Below are 17,377 nucleotides of genomic sequence, written 5' to 3' on the forward strand. Positions count from 1 at the left end.
GATGGCGGCCAAATCTCGTCGAACCGGAAGCGGGTGCCGTGAGTAGAGCCCTTCAGTTCGGCCAGGAAGCTCAGCCAATCGCTGTATGCATGTACCCTTGGTGAGGAGTTCCCAGAGGAACCCCTTACCCTCCTGATTTATGTCACAGGTACTTCTGCGGCATCCGCTGAATTTCCTCCACCACCCGGATCGAGAACTTCTTATCCGAGAGCTGCCCTCGCCCCAAGCGCACCTGCAGCCGGTCTTCAAACTGCTCCAGCTCGGAGGACACCTTGCACTTCACGCGTTTGTATGTGTACATGTGCATGCCGGGGTTGAGCGTGCGCACCGTCAGCTCCAAGTCCTTGCCTTCACTCAGCTCGCCCAAGTCGTTGACGAAAACTTCCCATTGGTTCATTTTCCGTTCCTCTCTATTCGCAAAAATGACTCCGCTTTCAAACCCCGCACCTCGGTGCGGTGCGGACGTTGAACATCCCATGAGGTTTCAGCCGTAGCAATTGGGGAGGGATGCAAACCCTTCCAAATTTGCTGATGCGACAGGTCTGAAGGCCTGTCCTAATCAGTTGCTTTCCCCGAAGGAAAGCCGTAATCGGCCCAGTTGTTGACGACCTTCTCCTGGACGTCCTTGGGATAGACGTTCTTGAAGCTGACGAGCGTCGGCACGTCGTTCGTCTTGTCCCAATCGACCGGCCACAGGCAGTCGAACAGCACCTGCGAGCCGATCGAGTACTTGCGGTCGTGCGGGGTGGCGTGCGGGTACAGCGCCGTGCCGGTTGTGTTCTTGAACACATGGATACCGCGCTCCGGATTGCAGCGGGTGCAGAATGCGTGATAGACCTCGTTCCAGTTGTAGATGTCGGTTTGGTCGTCGACGACCATCACCATGTGGAACCAGGGGCCGAGCTTGGAGCCGAACGCGAGCTGCGCGATCTGCATTGCCACGCCGGAGTACGTCGGTTTCACTCCCACGATCATCATGTGGTGGGTGGAGCCCGGATGCATGTACACGCCAGTCACGGGAATGCCCTGACTGCGCAGCAGCTTCTCCAGCTCGAGACCCAGAGAGAACGAGCGCAGCAGCTGCCCCTCGTCCGTGGGTACGCCCATGTTGGAGATGGTCATGGTCGCGTTGTTGCGGTACGTGATCGCATCGACGCGGAAGGTCACGCGGAAATCGCGGCCGGAGGTCCGGTAACCGGTGTATTCGCCGAACGGGCCTTCCTCGACCTTGTAGTCGGGCAGGATTACGCCTTCGATGATGATCTCAGCGTCCGCGGGCACTTCCAGATCGTTGGTCTCGCACTTCACGAGGCGCACGGGCGATTTCATCAGCATGCCCGTGAGCTCGGGCTCGGGGATCGGCGAGGGCGCACAAGCGGCCATCGCGGCAAGCGGCGACAGACCGATGGCAGTGGCGAACGGGCAAGCCTCACCTCGCGGCAGGTAGTACTCGGTCAGCGTCTTGCCCAGGTCGGAGAAGGGGAATACCGCTCCCGCCATGGTCCGCGAGTCATACATCATCTGCCGGTACATGCCCCAGTTCACGTCGCCGCGCACCGGGTGCTTCGTGACGACCGCGTGCCAGGTCCCGACGTAACGGCCCCCGTCGCCGTCGTGCACGAGCGGCACGGGCAGCTTGCACAGATCCACATCGCTGCCGAGCAAGATGTTCTCCTTGCACGGCGCGTCTCGCCGATCCACAGTGATCGGTTGGACGACTTCTCCGTTGGTACGCGCGAGATATTCCTTGCCTATCTCCGGCAAAGTCGAGTTCGGGTCCATGCCAAGCGAGATGGCCATTCGCCGATAGGTCGCCAGCGGCGCGCCGAAGAATGAAAAACCCGGATAGTCCTTGATCTTTTCCATGAACGGCGCCGGTGCGCCCAGTTCGCAAACGCGCCGCACGATCGCGCCCGCCTCGTTGTCCCAGTCCACTTCCTGCTTAATGCGGACGCAATCGCCAGATTTTTCCAACGCCGCGATGTATTCGCGGTTGTCCTTCGGAATCGAAGCCATGTTCGGTCTCCCCATCGTAGTTGCGTTCAGACAGCTGTCGAAAAAGCTGGCGCTCCTTTTACCGCCACGAGCTCCAGCATCAGTAAACCTTCAATCAATGCCGTACTCGCCCCAGCGAGACTTGACCTTGGCGAGCATTGCTTCATCGAAGCGCGCCTCGACCGGCTTTTCTTTCCACTCGTAGGGAATACAGGCATCCATCAGGATGCGCGAGGTGGTGAGCTTGTCGGACCGGGGATCGAGCGCCGGGTCGAGCACCGTCGAACGGCCCCGTTTGATTAGTTCAGTGCCACGCATCGGGTCGTAGCGGCACGACAGTGCCCAGAACACGCGCTGCAGGTCGTCGGCCATGATGTCCTCGTCCACCGTGATGACGCCCTTGATACCGTAGGAGCCGGTATTGCTCGCGATCACTGCGTCGGCGATCTGGCGCGAGTGCCCCGCATAGGCTTGCTTGACCGACACCACGGCCCAGAAGCGGCCCGCCGATTCCGGCGGCACGCATACCGACTGGATGCCGGGGATGCGCATCTGCTCAAGCTCGGACCACAGCGTTGCGGTGCGAGTGAAGGCGAGCAGCATATGCACGTCGGTCACCGGGCGGCCCTGGCCGGTTGCCCACAGAATCGGATTGTTGCGATGCAGGATCTGCTGCACTTCCAGCACCGGCTTCGGGATCTGCTTGTGCAACTCGTCGGAGTAGTACCCGGTGTATTCGGCGAACGGGCCTTCCGGCAGGAAGGCGTTCGGGTCGATCTCGCCTTCGAGGACGATCTCGGCGCCCGCCGGCACCGGCAGGCCGGTCAGCGGCGCCATCAAGAACTCGGACTGCTGACCGCGCACCGTGCCGGTGATGTCATAGTCGGACGCGCCCTTGTGCATCAGCGTGCCGGCCATGAAGATCAGCGGATCGCAGCCGATGATCGCCGCCGCAGGCATCTTCTTGCCCATCTTGGCGTACTTCTTCATGATCCGTTCACCGCGCTTTCCGGGCAGGATCTGCACGCCGCAGCGCTTGTCGTCGAGCATCTGCATGCGGTAGGTGCCGAGGTTAACTTCGCCGGTCTCGGGGTCACGCAGTACCACCGACACCATCGTGCCGATGTAGCGCCCGCCGTCGAGCGGGAAGAACTTCGGCACCGGGAACATGTTCAGATCGACCTTGTTGCCGGTCAGCACGTTTTCCAGCACGGGGCCGTCCTTCACTTCCTTCGCCTTGATCAGGCCTTCGGAAGTGATCGTCTTCTTCATCCACTGCTGCGCCGACTGGCACAGCGTCAGGTCGTGCGGCAGGCCCAGCATGATCGCGAGACGCTTGGTCGTCGCGAAGGCGCCGGTGAATACCGGCGTGTCGTAGCCCTTGACGCTCTCGAACAGCAGTGCCGGGCCCTTTTTCTCCTCGGCCAACTTGGAGACATGCGAGATCTCCAGATTCCAGTCGACTTCGGTCGTGATGCGCTTCAACTCGTTAGCTTCGGCGCAGGAATTGATGAAATATCTGAGGTCCATCCCGATGCTCCTCGCGGTAGTGATTTTGGTCGTCAGTGTTGAGTCGGTGCTTGCGCATGCCCTTCGACGGATTCCAGAACGCGGAATCCGCCCCCTTCCAGTGCAGCAACCACGGCCGACGCGTCCTGCGCGTGGAAACGCACGATTACCTTCTTTTCCGGGCCTTCTTTGTATTCCGGCGGCTCCGCGCGGCCGATGGGATAAATCGCCCGAACTTCCGCACCGGCGGCTTCCACGAGTTCGGCGATCTTGCCGATCACCCCGGGATTCAGCTTGATGGGGGCAAGGGTGACGCCGCTGCGGCGCTCCCATGCGGCAAGGAAGTGGGCCGCGAGTGAGAGGACCTCGTTGGCGGAGACGATTCCGATGACCTGCCCGTTCTCCATCACCGGAAATTGCCCGACCTTGAGCTCGCGCCCCTTTTCCAGGCAGTGTTCCATGGTATCGGCTGCATCCACGGTGGCTGGGTTGCGCACCATGAGATCCTTCACCTTGAGGCGGTTAGCGAAGAATGCGAATTCGCTCGGATTATCGGTCCGCGAGACGAAGTGGGACGCCCGCAGGCAAGCCGAACGGGTAATGAGACCCCGCAGGCGACCGTCGTCCACAACGGGGAGCGCTTGCGCGTTGTGGTCGGCAAGCAGGCGCTTGGCTTCGGAGAGCAACGTGTCCCCGGTGACCACCACCGGGTTTTCCTGCATCCAGTTGCGCACTTTCATTGCCGTTCCTCCTGGTGGTATGCGATCGCGGCTTTCATGACATTGTCCTGCCTTCCATCATGCTAGCCAGAATGAAATCCATTGCCGACTTGTTCGGGGATGCCTCAGTGATCGCCTGGACCTTCTTACTGCTCCACACCGTCTCAGGCCGCGCCTGGAGAATGAAGACGTTGCCACCCGGAGGCATGTCCTTGTCGATTGCCCATTCGATGTCCATCGGCCGGCCATAATGCTTCTCGATGAGCTTGCCCATCTGCGAGAGGTCAGCCACTTCCTTGTCTGTCACGCATTGAACGTTCTGACGTTCTGGCGGGACTTCGTAACGTTGGGAGGTCTGGGTAATAGGGTCGACCGTGTAGCAGATCTCCTTGGTGGAGATGGTCCGCTTCAGGATCTCCAGGGCGACCTTGTTGACCAGGAACTGATCCGGGGTCACCTCGCCCGAAACGACCGACTCACCGAAGCCGAAGCTCGCATCGATCATGATCACAGAGCGGTCGCCGTTTGTAGGATTCAGGGTGAACATGACTCCCGCCGTGAAAGCGTTCGCCATCTTCTGCACGCCCATGCTGATGGCCACCTTGTCGTGATCAAACCCCATCTTCACGCGATAGGCGATGGCCCTGGCCGTAAAGAGGCTGGAGATGCACTTGCGCACATGGGTAAGCAAACTATCCACGCCACGGATCCAGAGATACGTGTCCTGCTGCCCCGCGAAGCTCGCCCCGGGCAGGTCCTCGGCAGTAGCACTGGAGCGCACCGCCACCGGCACCGCGGGTACACAGCACTGCACTGACAGGCGCCTGTAGTACTCGGCAATGGCGTCTTCCAATTGGACTGAAAACGGCGTGTTCTCGATCAGCTCGCGAATGCGCTTGCTCGCAGTCTCCAGGGCTTCCAAGTCCCTCTCGTCCAAGCCTTCCAGCAACGAATGCACGGAGCGGGTAATCCCCCCTTCCTGCATGAACTGTCGGTAGCCCGAAGTCGTAATTGCGAAGCCTGGCGGCACCCGCAGACCGGCATTAATCAACTCGCCCAGCGACGAGCACTTGCCACCCACCTCTTCGACCGAATCCTTGTTGCACTCCTGAAACCAGCACACCAGGGGTTTTCGACTTGTCATGTGTCTCTCCTCTCGCCGCTCAGTACGGGCGGCCTTGCCTTGTGGTTTCACCGATCTTCCCGGCGCAATTACCGGGCACGACAACAAGGGGAATAGCGAGAGGCGTGCCAGAGACTTTCGAAAGCACGCAAAACAAGCAATAACGCATGCAAGCCATTGAATGATTGAAACAAAATACATCCACACCGTCTTCTATATCCACTGGAGCAAGTAACGTCCGAAGCATGAAAACTAGATCATTTGATTCACTCGCCCGCGGTGCAGCCGGAAGTGATGCATTTGCTCTGTGAAGCTGCAGTTGACCCTCTCGGGGTAGCCTGACGAAAGCGCGCCCCCTTGGTAAACTCGCCGAGTGGGAATGCAGGGCTACCGCAGCTACCCATTCCGTATTCCACGATTGTCAGTGACGCGGGCTATGGAAGCCGTTTCCCCGCTGAAAAGCTGCCGCAGGCTGCGCAAGTTTTGTGCAAACCGGTATTGCCTTGGGTAGGCGGCAGAACAGCAATTCATGCCATGTGTGTAGCTGCGACAGCCCTGAGTGGGAATGCGGCGGGTGAAAAGAGGAAGTCAGCATTACCTGCCGGTTGAGGCAGCCTGACCGCCAAGCCTAGCGATTCGACCAGTAATGGAACTCAACCCAGGCGGGGTGGACAGTCTGCTGATGTTGAGCAAACACGGCCGGCACCAGGTAGCGACGGCGCGAGTGATGCCGTTGGGGGTCGTCGAAGATTGCGACGTTTTCGCGAATCGCCGCCTGCGCGTGCGTACGCGTTGCATATGGCTGTAATGCGCGACTTGCCGAGCCAGCGCCTAGGTGTTCAAGTAGCGCTGCGGTGAGTTGCGCAGAAATCGTCGCATTGAGGGAAACGCCGAGGCACGGTCAGGGCGTGCCACGGGAAGCGGTGTAAGAACTTAAGGGGATGATGGTTCGCCGTGGCGGCCCTGCAGGCCGCCGCGGCGGGCGCGACCGGTGCGTCATCGGAGAACTTCGGTAAGGCGGGAGTTGCGACACTTCGACCTGATGGTCATGGGGGACACTCCTTCCGATTCGAGTGGTGGACGACACTGCCACTCCGGCACTTGATGCCGTTGTCGATGGGAGCGTCGATCCCATTGCTTACAATCGAGCCGCTTTCGCACGCAGTTCAGCCTGCGTTTCGACGTGATCGGGGTCCGCAACAATCGACTCTACCGGACAGACCTGGACGCATTGCGACTCGTCAAAATGACCTACACATTCGGTGCACAAATTTGGGGCGATCACATAGATATCATTTCCTTGAGTAATCGCCTCGTTTGGGCATTCCGTCTGGCAGGCACCGCAACTAGTGCACTCTTCCGTAATCAACAAGGCCATGTGTCCCTCTCTCAAAAAGGTGCCGCGTGTTGCGGCTTCTTGCAAAAAACAACCGACTCGGGGGCGTAGCGGTTTAGATCGACTTCTTCCGCCTAGCATCCCTTAAAGCCGATTGCATTAATGGGTGAATGAGTAATTCGACTTTTGTCGTACACGAAATAGATACTCAGATCTGGTACTGCCACCCGTCATATTTCCGTGATAAAGTCGAGCCCAATTTCCGCGCTGCGCGGGTCGTCGTTTTCGTGTAACAGGTGTTAGCGGTTCTTCCAGCGCGGAGGCCGCTTTTCCTGAAAGGCGAGCAAACCTTCGAGCGCATCATCGCTATTGATGAGGTCTTGCCCACATACCTTTTCAAGTTCGTCGAGGCGTTCCATCACACGCCGGGTCATAGCCCCGCGCGCCGCCTTGACGGCGAAACGAAGTGCGTTGGTGCTGTGCGTGGCCAGGTGTTCATCGAAATAGGCGAGCGCGGCGGCCACTGGGTCTTCTGCCACGCTGTTGACAAGGCCGAGCCGCATCGCCTCTGGCGCTGAAACGCTGCGCCCGGAGAACAGCAAGTCGTCGGCAGCACCCTGGCCGATGCGCTCGGGGAGAAGACAACTGGCGGCAGGTGCAAAGAAACCCAACTTGATTTCGGGCTGACCGAATCTTGCATCCTCTGCCGCGAAGATCAGACTGCCCGCAAGGGCGACCTCCATTCCCCCACCCAGACACTGGCCGCGCACCGCGACCAGTATCGGGCGCGGGAAATCGAGCATTCGCTTGATTAGGCCGTGAAGTACCGCCAGCATTCCTGTCATTTGATCGGGGAAATGCTCCTCGATGCTCGCGCCGAAGCTGAAGTGCGGTCCAGCATGCTCGAGCAGCACCGCCGACAGATTGCGGTCCTCGGCATGCGCGTCGAGCCCCTGACTGAGCGCTGCGATCATTTGAGCATCGACAATATTGGCTTTAGGACGGTTGAGCCGAAGCCGCAGCAGCTTCGCGCCGCGGTCGAGCCGGACTTCAAGCGGTGTGTCGGTCATCTCTGGGGTCTCCTCAGTTTCTAGCGTGGGGCATCAAGTTGTCGATCAGATCAGGCGTCCACGGGGCGCCCTTGGCAAGGGCCTGCCGCAGAGCCACGAAATCGATTTCGCGCCCCGCTTCCTTGCTACCTTCGGCAAAAGCGCGAAAACCGGCGCAGGCTTCGGTCATCATGTTCAAAGCAAGCCAGGCGCGGTTGTCTTCCTTGTTGCGGTTCCAGGCCTCGATCTTGGGTTTGCGCAGGGCTTCGAGGCTCTTGGTCAGGCTATCCGGGAACATGGTTACGAACTTGGCGCACAGTTCTTCGACCTTGGCATCGAGCAGGCTCAGGTCGACCTCGCCGCGAGCGAGAAGCGCCTTTCCCTGCAGGAGCGTTTCGCCAGTCTTGGGCTCGCCCAGAACCAGTTCGCCGAACTCGTCGACGCAACGGTCGGTGACCACCAACGGATTGGGTACGAACTTGCCGTCCACCTTGAGGGCCGGCACCACGGCAGTGATCATGCCGAGGCGGCGCGCCTTGTGGGCCGAGAGGGACTCGCATAGCGTGCCTACCGCGAGTGCGGCTTCCGCACCGATCATCACCGGCAGGAAGTCCGTCGCCCCGCCGATCATCGCTCCCCCGTGCTTCGGACCGGCGAGCCCGAACAAGGCCAAGTCCTGGGCGATGGTGAAGTCGCAGGCCAATCCCAGTTCCTGAGCGCCGCCGGTGCGCATGCCGTTCACCCGGCAAATCACAGGTTTCTCGCACACCATGACCGCCGACACCGTATCATTGAACAGGCGCATGAATTGGCGGAATTCCTGCGGGTTGCGGGCGTAGTAGCGGGCAAAATCCGTCGCGTTGCCGCCGGTGCAGAACGCTTTGCTGCCGGCGCCTGTCAGGACGACGCTGACGACATCCCGAGCGTTGCTAGCTGTCTTCAGCGCCCACTGGATGCCCTTGAGCATGTCGACGCTGTAGGAGTTGAACTGCGCCTGATTGTCGATGGTGATCCAGGCGTGGTAGATACCGGGGGCCAGGTCGCCGCGCGGCGTTCTCGCGGGGCGCTTTTCATAGACGACGCCCGGCACTACGACGTCGGGAGCCACGCCGTGATCGGTCAACTGCCTGGGTGCCGTGTGGCGCGCAATCTGGTCAGTAACGCTTCTCATGGTCGATTCTCGAATAGCATTCATCTAGGGAACCAGCACTGCCCGGCGCACCAAGCGGCGGTCGTGTGCCGCCTGGAAGACCTCGTTGATCTGGTCCAGGGGCAACTCTTCCACGAACGGCGCGATCTTCACCTTACCCTCCAGCACAAGGTCGAGGGCAGGCACGTAGTTCTTGAGCAGGCATCCCCAGTTGCCGAGCGCGCGGGCGTGCAGTGCCATGAAATTGGAAAGCCGCACTTCGACCTTGTCCAAGGTGAAGCCAACCACGCAGAGGGTGCCGCCGCGCACCAGCAGGCTGAAGGCGCTTTCCTGGCCGACGCGGGTGCCCGAGCACTCGAAGATGGTCCATTCGATGGGGCGCAATCCGCGCTCCCGCGCAAACGCCGCGATGCGCTTCTTCTGTTCGCGGCTGTCCACTTCCCGCGCGTTCAGGGTTAGGGCGGCACCGTAATCGGCAATCATTTTCAGCTTGGCCGGATCGACATCGATCGCGACGACTGTCGCACCCATCGCGCGGGCAATCTGCACACAATAACCCCCTACCCCACCGACGCCGTTGACGATCGCAATGTCGCCCGGCCCCAGGCCAGATTGCAGCACTGCCTGGTACGGCGTAGTCACGGCATCCGCGACCACGGCCACCGATGCCAGCGACAGCCCGACATCGCGCAATCGCGACTCGTCGACCGCCACGAGACCTCGAGCTGGCACCCGGATATGCGTGGCGAAGCCTCCATCGATATCGTTGCCAGGCATCCTTTCGTTGCTACAGAGAGTGCCCTTGCCACGTTTGCAAGGATCGCACTCGCCGCATTGAAACATCGCCGGCACGATGACCGCGCGACGCATCCACTCGCCGGCGCCCTTGCCGGCCGCCACCACATGGCCGCTGATTTCATGGCCAAGAGTCAACGGCAGCGGATGATTTGTGCGTACCCCGTCGTAGTAGAAACCGAGATCGGTGTGACAGACGCCGCAGCCCGCCACTTCGACAACGACCTCGCCCGGTCCTGGAGCGCCCGGATCGAACATTTCCCTTTCCATAGGCTGGCCGACCGCCTTCATCACCCAGCGATATGCTTGAATCGACATGAAAGACCTCCAGAGATACTAGTTGTATAGGATGTTAACTGCCCAAAAAAACACAGCCCGCTTCCCCTGCCGGGCACGCCGCGATTACTTGGCTTTGTCGTCCCCGTAGATGTAGAAACCCTTCCCGGACTTCTTCCCCCACTCGCCACGCTCGTACATGTCCTTCAGAAGGCGGTTAGGTTTGGCCGATTCGACGCTGGTCTCTTCATATTCATCCACACGTGCAAGATACGACACGTCGATTCCAGTCGTATCGAGCAGGCGCAGGGGCCCCATCGGGTGCCCAAGCCCCTTGGTCACGGCAAGATCGATGTCCTCGGCCGAGGCGTAACCCTCCTCGTAGAGGCTAACCGCCTCACGTGTCAGCGCCCGGAAGATGCGGTTGACGATGAATCCCGGGATTTCCTTGCGCAGCACCACCGGGGTTTTGCCGATGCTGCGGCAAAACGCTTGCACCTCTTCAATGATCTCTGCCGGCACGGCGGGATGCACTACGACCTCCACCAGTTCCATCACGAGTGCCGGGTTGAAGAAATGTATGTTTAGCACTCGCTGCGGTCGCGCAGTGACTTCGGCCAAGCGTGAGCCCCGGATATTCGAGCTGTTGGTGCCGAAAATCGTCTGCGGCGGACAAAGTCGATCGAGTGTGCGGAACAGTTCAGCCTTCGGTTCGAATTTTTCGACGATGGCTTCAATGATCAGATCAGCATCGGCGGCAGCGGCCAAGTCCGGCGCCAACTCGATATTGCCGAGCGCCGTAGCCCTCTGCTCGCTGCTGATGCGCCCCTTGGCGACGCGCTTGTCCAAATGCTCTCGAACGAAGTCCGCCGCCTGCTCCAGACCTTCCTTGCGGCTGTCGTTGAGTACCGTTTTCAGGCCGTTGAGTGCGCACTGGAGCGCGATCTGCCGCCCCATGGCCCCTGCCCCGATGACCGCGATCTTTTCCATGACCATATTCTCTCAAGAGTGCGCCGGCTTACGCCCGGCAAATTGGGAGACGCCTTCCTTGCGTTCCTTCGCTGCGTAGCAACCATTGGATATGTCGATATCGAACGATTCGGAATGCTCCATATCGAGCGCATGATCCATGCAGCGCTTGGCACCCCGGACGGCCACTTGGACGTTACCCCGGATGCGTTGCGCCATTTCCAGCGCCTGCGGCATCAGTTCCTCGCCGGAGACGATACGGTTAATCACCCCCATTCGCTCCGCCGCGACCGCGTCGAAGGTGGATGCACCCAGAATAAATTCCTTGGCTCGTGCAGCGCCGATTAACTTGGGCAGCTTGCGGCACCCCCCCGCCGCCGGGATCAAACCCCATTTCACCTCAGGCAGGCCGAAGGTCGAGCGCGGCGTGGCGAATATTAGGTCGCAGGCCAGTGCGATTTCGAAGCCCCCGGCCAAGCAATGGCCGTCGACTGCGGCGATGGACGGTTTGCGCCTGGCCTCAAGCTCGCTGTACATCGGAAACATCTCTTCAAGGCGCAAGACGGCGGCATCCTCGTCGCTCAGGGTCTGGCGCTCCTTGAGGTCGATGCCGACACAAAAAGCCTTGCCGCCCGAGCCAGCGACGATGACCACATCGACTGCCTCGTCGCTCTCCACGTCCCGAATCGCAACGCGCAGCTTGCGCACCATCGCGCGATTGATGGCGTTCATGGCCTCAGGGCGATTGAGCGTCAGGATCGCGATTCCGTCGCTCCGCTTTTCCAGCACGATTTCGTTTGCCATGGCCGTCCCATCAAGATTCGCGGCGGATCACGATGGCGGTGGTGACCCCGCCGCCACCGCAGATCGACGCTATGCCCAGTTCGCCGTTCTCGCGCTGCAATATGTTGCCGAGCGTCATTAACAACCGTGCACCGGACATACCAGTCGGGTGGCTGAGTGCAATCGCCCCCCCGTACACGTTGACCTTGGCTCGGTCCCAGCGGAGCGCGCGCTCGTTCGCCAGCACCTGTGCAGCGAATGCCTCGTTGACTTCAATGAAGTCAATGTCGCTCAGCGTCACGCCTGCCTTCTTCAATGCCATGGGAATCGCACGACCGGGCCCTTCGCCCATGTAGGCAGGCTCTACTGCAGTCTGCGCCGACGCCACCAGGGAAAACATGGGCGGGCGTCCCAGGGATTTGGCGATAGCGCGCGTGGTCAGCACGATTGCGCAAGCGCCATCGCCCATGCTGCAGGCGTTGCCTGCCGTCACGCTGCCATCCTTCTTGAAGACCGGTTTGAGCTTCGCCAAGCTCTCCAAGCGGGTGTCTGGCCGAATCGCCTCGTCAAGCGAAAGGGTCACTTCGTCCTGGGTTCGTGTCGCCGGCAACGTCACAGGAACGATCTCGCTCGCGGTGAACCCGCCGCGCTGCGCCTTGGCCGCTCCATCGTGCGAGGCGAGCGCAAACTCGTCCATTTCCTCGCGGGTGATGCCGTACTTGGCCACAAGATTCTCCGCCGTCATGCCCATGCCAAAGCCGCACAATGGATCGAACGTATCCGCCCAGCCGTCAAGCAGGGTCTTGTCACCGAGCTTGAACCCTTCCCAGCGCACGTTCTTCAGCAGGTACGGCATGGTACTCATCGACTCCATGCCCCCGGCAACAATGAATCGAGCATTACCGCCGGCAAGCTCCTGGGCGGCGAGCATCACGGATTTCATGCCCGAGGGGCAGGCCATATTAACTGTGAAGGAAGGCGCTTCAACCCGGATGCCACCCTTCACCGCCGCAGTGCGCGCAGGGTTGGGACCATTTCCCGCCTGCCGACAGTTGGCAAAGATCATCTGGTCGATCTGATCGCCGGGCAGTGCGGCACGCTCGAGAGCCGCCCTAATAGCGATCGCACCCAGCTCCCATACAGGAACTTCGCGCAAGCTGCCGCCAAAACTGCCAAGCGGCGTGCGAGCGGCGCTGATTGCAACAATATCGTTTTCGCTGGTCGTCATTTCTGGTTTCCCGCTACAGCCCATACACGGCCGCAGCGTTCCCGTGCAGGATCTTCTGCGCCACCTTTTCGCTCAGGCCGAGTTCGTTCTTGATGCATGCAATGGACTCGCCATGCAGGACGGCCGGGTAATTCGTCCCGTAGATGACCTTGTTCTGGCCGCGGGTCTTCATGAACTGGATCAGGGTGGGCTCGAGATATTTGGGATGGTGTGCATCGATGCCCAGATAGACGTTCTCGTGCTTCCAAGCGAGCGAAATCATCTCCTCCGTCCAGGGCCATCCCGTATGGGCGCCGATCAGCTTCAGCTCGGGAAAGTCAAGCGCGACGACGTCCAAGTGGATCGGACGACCCAGTTCATTAGGCATATGCTCCGCCGAATGGCCTACCTGCATAGACACCGGAATACCCAGCTCAACGCATTTGGCGTACAAGGGGTAGTAGAGGCGATCGTTTAGAGGAATGCCAAAGCCGTACGTATGAATGTAAACGCCCTTGAACCCGAACTCCTTCACGGCCTGCTCTACCCTGCGTACGCTTTCCATTTTCTGCAGAGGATTGAACCCACACAGGCCTACCAGGCGATCCGGATATTGACTGACGACGGCATGCACTTCCTCCTCAGTGATGTCCCAGACCATGGTCTTTTTCTGATAAGACATCATGCGGATCGCGGGTATGAACGCCTTGTCGAGACCTGCCTCATCCATCATGGCAATGAACTCACCGACGGACTCGCCCTGGATGCGCTCTTCCATCTTCCACCACTTAATAAGCCGTAGCATTTCCGGCTGTCCATACCACCACTTGTCGATGGCTTCCGGCGTGAACAGATTGCAGTGAAAATCGATTGCCATGTTTCCTCCCTTGGTAACCACCAACAATTTCGTTATCGGAGGACACGCCCGTCCGCTCGGCGGGTCACTGTCTTCATGCATCAGTTCGCCTCGAGGACGACGAACGCACGCACGCACACTCCATGAACTCTTGACTTCACTCGTACTCCGGTCCCCACCCTCAGGCACCTAGTGGACGTGCTTATCTGCCAGCGGCAGCGGCAGGCCAATCTCATCCCGCGCATGCACAGTGATAACGCGCACGCCGCAAATGTCTTTTTTGTATACTATACAGTCGGTTTGTTTTGTCAACGTACGGTACCGCTTCTATTGCAACACATAACCCTGCGCTCAACCTCGTGTCGTTACCCGTCGGAACTGCTCGCCGTAGCGGGCTCGAGCCCGCTACGGCGGCCGACTAAGGTCGGATTCGTCGACTTCAGACCGCCATGAACGAACCCAGGGACAACGAAGCTGCGCGTCACCTCGACTGCTTAACGAACACAGCAACAGAATCTCCGAGCACTTCTTTGCATCCCGCACAGTTTTCGCTTAATGAGCGAAGATCGAGCGGTTCCGTTCGAACCTCGAAACCCAGTTCCAGGTAAGTTTCGGTGATCTGACGCAGCTTGGGTCCATTAGCGTTACAACGCCATTCCCAGCCCTGCTCCTTGAGCCCAACGTCTACAGGCAAGCGACAGCCGAGAACATTGCCTGTGGGTGCGCGGCACCCAGCAAGCCGGCTCCCGTCGTCCGCGTGACGGACAACCAGCACGTTTTTACGCCGCTCTGCGATCGCCACCGGAACCTCTCAGCTTCTTCACACGAATGTGACCAAGGATGGCGCAACCCAGTGCGGCGGTGAACTGCGGCATGTCACCTGTCGCGACGTTCGCATCCAAATTGAGTTCATCGCGAATCGCCTTGGCCATCACGCCCCAGCGCATAATTCCACCGACCAAGGTAATTTGAGGCTCAACATTGATACGCTTGAGCAACTGCACACTCCGCTTGGTCAGCGACATGCCTGCGCCGTACATGATGTCTTCGGGCGGCACGCTGTTGCTCAAGTGATTGATAACCTCCGACTCGGCAAACACGGTACAAACCCCGGAAATGGAGGCAGCTTCCTTGGCGCTGTTCAATAGTCCGTCGATGCCGGCCGTGTCATAGCCCATGTAACGCACGGTCTTTTCAAGAAACATGCCGGTACCCGACGCGCACTTGTCGTTAAGGCGAAAGGTTCTAACCTTGTGAAAACCGTCAAGGCGACTCGCCTTCATGGTCTGGCCACCAATGTCAAGCACTGTACGCGTCTCAGGAAACAGAAAAACCGCGCCCCGGGCCGTGGCGGTCAAATCTGTAACCTGTAAGTCCCGACCGGAGTACTGGTAGCGACCATAACCAGTGGTAATGCAATAGGCCAGATCGCGCTTATTGATCTTTGCTTGCTCGGCCGTCTCGTTGACCACCAGTTCCGCAGTTCCCTGCAGATCGGCGCCTGTCGGCCGCATATGATGGGCTACAACATTAGAGTCTTTGTCCAGCACGAGCCCTTTTATATACGTGGATCCGATATCCACACCAATTGTATAGACCATAGTTCAAGCCTCCTGTGTCGCCGACATCTCGCCGGCCTGCAAACTGCCGAGGGCAAAGAGCGCGGCCCCCAGTGCCCCCATGAAATGGCTGTCGTCGCTGACATTAAGTTTCATGTCGAGCTTTTCCTCCAGCGCTTTGATCATGCCGACGTTCTTGGCCACCCCACCAGTGAAGGTGATCTCGGAGGCAATGCCTACGCGGCGCAGCAAGCCGATGGCACGTGCGGCGATTGACTGATGCACACCCCACAGAATGTCTTCCACCTTCTTGCCTTTTCCGAGCCATGACAAGACCTCGGCTTCGGCAAAAACGGTACACGTGGTGGAGATGCGGACAGGCTTCTCGGACTTGAGCGAAACCTCCCCCAGTTCTCCAAGCGGAATGCGCAACGCATCGGCCGCGGCACCCAGAAATCGCCCGGTACCAGCCGCACATTTGTCGTTCATGCAGAAATCAGTAATCTCGCCATTGGGGGCCACCCGGATCGCCTTGGTGTCCTGCCCCCCCATGTCAATCACCGTCTGCGTACCCGGGAACATGTGGGACGCACCGCGTCCGTGGCACGAGATTTCGGTCACCTGGCGATCACCGAAGGTTACCTTGTAGCGGCCATACCCGGTCCCGATCACATACCCCACGTGCGACCGCTTGAGCTTCGCACTGGCAAGCGCCTGATCAAAGGCGTTATGTGCAGCCTGGATGACATCGGCACCTGTAAAGATCAGGGCCCGGCCAACAATTTCCTGATTCTCGTTTAGGATAACCGCCTTGGTCTGGGTGGAACCGACGTCCACGCCACCTGTGTATTTCATGCTTGTTTCTCCCGTCTGCGATCAATCGAACATGATGTTTTCAACGAAGGTCTCTAGTTGGATCGCCAACTGGTCGAAGGTATTCTGATTCTCCTCGAATTCTGAAATAAAATAAGGGATCTTGGCCTCCTCCAACGCCTTCGAATAGGCGACCTGCTCCTCTAGACCCGGCTCGCACATCTTGGCCGAAGCAAGGATCACCGTTTCAGCATCAGCGTTGCGCACGCGTTCTAGAAGCATGTGCTCCTTCGGCTTGCGCTGGTCGTGCTGTACCGGACTATAGGACGAGCGATCGATATATGCATCGGCCAAGTCGGCAAGAGCATCGCCAGAGTCGACCACATCTTCGACAATGAAACGAAGCCCGATAAAGACGTCGTCGTCCACGACATAGCATGAGCGCGTGATTGTTTGAAGCAGATCGAACGGCGGGGTTTCGCAAAATCCCCCCTCAAGCACGACCCGCATTTTGTCCTGCCGACTCGCCGGCCGATCTTGAATCATCGGAATAACCACTTCCAAAAATTCGACAAATTCAGACCGCGGCAGAACACCTGCCAGGCCGACCAGCGCCATCGACTCATCCGCCCCCAAGAGCCAGGGTTGATTCTTGCGAATGACGTAGAGGTCGCGCATGAGACGGCGCGAATGGTTATAGAGATTGATCGATGTGCGCAGTTCCTGTTCCGTAACCTTGCGCCCAGCGACCGACTCGATATCTCCAAGCAACCGTCGGTATTCATTCGCGAGATAGCTCTTTGAATGCTTTGAGTTCGGGTTCTGCGGCAAGTACAAAATCTGGCATTTGTAGTCGAAATTTCGCCCCCAAATCGGTGCGAGGTTGCGTGCCGCATCGCAGATCGGGTGGGTAACAAACAGATCGAGCTCGATGTCCTTTGTAAGGGCAATATCGAGGGAAGTCTTGATGATAGAGCAGAGATATGAACCAAAATGAGACTCGGATTCATTACCGTCTGTCTGCGCACCGCGGATACGTACGGGTAATAATCCAGCAGCGTGCGCGATCTCTTCCGGGAAATACACTTGAAAGTGACCGATGACACGGCCGCCGTCTGCACGCCAAGCTTTGACCGTGGGATATGCGGGATCCTCGAGCAACTCACGGCAGAGGTCGAAGATTTCTTTGAGAGGCTTACCCTCCCAACCGGTGAAGTATTTCTTGGCCATTGACTACT

General features: G+C 59.2%; 16 protein-coding genes. All 16 read right to left on the reverse strand.

Features of this window, described 5'->3' with window-relative positions; translation table 11 throughout:
• Nucleotides 1–142: 142 nt before the first annotated feature.
• Nucleotides 143–397: a phenylphosphate carboxylase subunit gamma gene (ppcG, locus tag GO608_RS19090; RefSeq protein ID WP_169198944.1), complete on the reverse strand. Its 255-nt coding sequence runs from the start codon at nt 395–397 to the stop codon at nt 143–145.
• A gap of 158 nt (nt 398–555) precedes the next feature.
• Nucleotides 556–2,016, reverse strand: a complete 1,461-nt coding sequence (gene ppcA, locus GO608_RS19095; protein ID WP_247003331.1) for a phenylphosphate carboxylase subunit alpha — start codon at nt 2,014–2,016, stop codon at nt 556–558.
• 90 nt (nt 2,017–2,106) lie between these two features.
• Nucleotides 2,107–3,525 (reverse strand): phenylphosphate carboxylase subunit beta, encoded by a 1,419-nt coding sequence (gene ppcB, locus GO608_RS19100; protein WP_169198942.1) that lies wholly within the window; start codon nt 3,523–3,525, stop codon nt 2,107–2,109.
• A gap of 32 nt (nt 3,526–3,557) precedes the next feature.
• Nucleotides 3,558–4,244 carry a CBS domain-containing protein gene (locus GO608_RS19105; protein ID WP_169198941.1) on the reverse strand — a complete coding sequence of 229 codons (687 nt, stop codon included), beginning with the start codon at nt 4,242–4,244 and terminating at the stop codon, nt 3,558–3,560.
• Between the two features lie 34 nt (nt 4,245–4,278).
• Entirely contained in the window at nt 4,279–5,367 is a 1,089-nt protein-coding gene (locus tag GO608_RS19110) for a PEP/pyruvate-binding domain-containing protein (RefSeq protein ID WP_169198940.1), read from the reverse strand.
• A gap of 1,117 nt (nt 5,368–6,484) precedes the next feature.
• On the reverse strand, nt 6,485–6,724 hold the full coding sequence (locus GO608_RS19115) for a YfhL family 4Fe-4S dicluster ferredoxin (protein ID WP_169198939.1): 240 nt from the start codon (nt 6,722–6,724) through the stop codon (nt 6,485–6,487).
• Between the two features lie 257 nt (nt 6,725–6,981).
• A complete protein-coding gene (locus GO608_RS19120) occupies nt 6,982–7,752 on the reverse strand; it encodes a cyclohexa-1,5-dienecarbonyl-CoA hydratase (RefSeq protein ID WP_169198938.1) in 771 nt (256 codons plus the stop codon).
• 13 nt (nt 7,753–7,765) lie between these two features.
• On the reverse strand, nt 7,766–8,902 hold the full coding sequence (oah, locus tag GO608_RS19125; RefSeq protein ID WP_169198937.1) for a 6-oxocyclohex-1-ene-1-carbonyl-CoA hydratase: 1,137 nt from the start codon (nt 8,900–8,902) through the stop codon (nt 7,766–7,768).
• Nucleotides 8,903–8,926: 24 nt separating this feature from the next.
• Nucleotides 8,927–9,994: a 6-hydroxycyclohex-1-ene-1-carbonyl-CoA dehydrogenase gene (gene had / locus GO608_RS19130; RefSeq protein WP_169198936.1), complete on the reverse strand. Its 1,068-nt coding sequence runs from the start codon at nt 9,992–9,994 to the stop codon at nt 8,927–8,929.
• 84 nt (nt 9,995–10,078) lie between these two features.
• A complete protein-coding gene (locus GO608_RS19135) occupies nt 10,079–10,942 on the reverse strand; it encodes a 3-hydroxyacyl-CoA dehydrogenase family protein (protein WP_211159431.1) in 864 nt (287 codons plus the stop codon).
• 12 nt (nt 10,943–10,954) lie between these two features.
• Nucleotides 10,955–11,725, reverse strand: a complete 771-nt coding sequence (locus GO608_RS19140) for an enoyl-CoA hydratase/isomerase family protein (protein WP_169198934.1) — start codon at nt 11,723–11,725, stop codon at nt 10,955–10,957.
• A gap of 10 nt (nt 11,726–11,735) precedes the next feature.
• A complete protein-coding gene (locus GO608_RS19145) occupies nt 11,736–12,932 on the reverse strand; it encodes a thiolase family protein (protein ID WP_169198933.1) in 1,197 nt (398 codons plus the stop codon).
• A gap of 13 nt (nt 12,933–12,945) precedes the next feature.
• A complete protein-coding gene (locus GO608_RS19150; RefSeq protein WP_169198932.1) occupies nt 12,946–13,788 on the reverse strand; it encodes an amidohydrolase family protein in 843 nt (280 codons plus the stop codon).
• 758 nt (nt 13,789–14,546) lie between these two features.
• Nucleotides 14,547–15,368: an acyl-CoA dehydratase activase gene (locus tag GO608_RS19155; protein WP_169198931.1), complete on the reverse strand. Its 822-nt coding sequence runs from the start codon at nt 15,366–15,368 to the stop codon at nt 14,547–14,549.
• Nucleotides 15,369–15,371: 3 nt separating this feature from the next.
• Complete coding sequence (locus GO608_RS19160) at nt 15,372–16,181, reverse strand: acyl-CoA dehydratase activase (protein ID WP_169198930.1); 810 nt, start codon at nt 16,179–16,181, stop codon at nt 15,372–15,374.
• A 21-nt stretch (nt 16,182–16,202) separates the two neighbouring features.
• Entirely contained in the window at nt 16,203–17,369 is a 1,167-nt protein-coding gene (locus tag GO608_RS19165) for a 2-hydroxyacyl-CoA dehydratase subunit D (protein ID WP_169198929.1), read from the reverse strand.
• Nucleotides 17,370–17,377 lie beyond the last annotated feature (8 nt).

Origin of the sequence: Aromatoleum buckelii, from assembly GCF_012910785.2 — a bacterium.
Taxonomy (GTDB): Bacteria; Pseudomonadota; Gammaproteobacteria; order Burkholderiales; family Rhodocyclaceae; genus Aromatoleum; species Aromatoleum buckelii.

Coding starts and splice junctions, on each gene's coding strand:
- ppcG (WP_169198944.1), bottom strand. CDS start 397: ATGAACCAATGGGAAGTTTTCGTCAACGACTTGGGCGAGCTGAGTGAA.
- ppcA (WP_247003331.1), bottom strand. CDS start 2,016: ATGGCTTCGATTCCGAAGGACAACCGCGAATACATCGCGGCGTTGGAA.
- ppcB (WP_169198942.1), bottom strand. CDS start 3,525: ATGGACCTCAGATATTTCATCAATTCCTGCGCCGAAGCTAACGAGTTG.
- GO608_RS19105 (WP_169198941.1), bottom strand. CDS start 4,244: ATGAAAGTGCGCAACTGGATGCAGGAAAACCCGGTGGTGGTCACCGGG.
- GO608_RS19110 (WP_169198940.1), bottom strand. CDS start 5,367: ATGACAAGTCGAAAACCCCTGGTGTGCTGGTTTCAGGAGTGCAACAAG.
- GO608_RS19115 (WP_169198939.1), bottom strand. CDS start 6,724: ATGGCCTTGTTGATTACGGAAGAGTGCACTAGTTGCGGTGCCTGCCAG.
- GO608_RS19120 (WP_169198938.1), bottom strand. CDS start 7,752: ATGACCGACACACCGCTTGAAGTCCGGCTCGACCGCGGCGCGAAGCTG.
- oah (WP_169198937.1), bottom strand. CDS start 8,902: ATGAGAAGCGTTACTGACCAGATTGCGCGCCACACGGCACCCAGGCAG.
- had (WP_169198936.1), bottom strand. CDS start 9,994: ATGTCGATTCAAGCATATCGCTGGGTGATGAAGGCGGTCGGCCAGCCT.
- GO608_RS19135 (WP_211159431.1), bottom strand. CDS start 10,942: ATGGAAAAGATCGCGGTCATCGGGGCAGGGGCCATGGGGCGGCAGATC.
- GO608_RS19140 (WP_169198934.1), bottom strand. CDS start 11,725: ATGGCAAACGAAATCGTGCTGGAAAAGCGGAGCGACGGAATCGCGATC.
- GO608_RS19145 (WP_169198933.1), bottom strand. CDS start 12,932: ATGACGACCAGCGAAAACGATATTGTTGCAATCAGCGCCGCTCGCACG.
- GO608_RS19150 (WP_169198932.1), bottom strand. CDS start 13,788: ATGGCAATCGATTTTCACTGCAATCTGTTCACGCCGGAAGCCATCGAC.
- GO608_RS19155 (WP_169198931.1), bottom strand. CDS start 15,368: ATGGTCTATACAATTGGTGTGGATATCGGATCCACGTATATAAAAGGG.
- GO608_RS19160 (WP_169198930.1), bottom strand. CDS start 16,181: ATGAAATACACAGGTGGCGTGGACGTCGGTTCCACCCAGACCAAGGCG.
- GO608_RS19165 (WP_169198929.1), bottom strand. CDS start 17,369: ATGGCCAAGAAATACTTCACCGGTTGGGAGGGTAAGCCTCTCAAAGAA.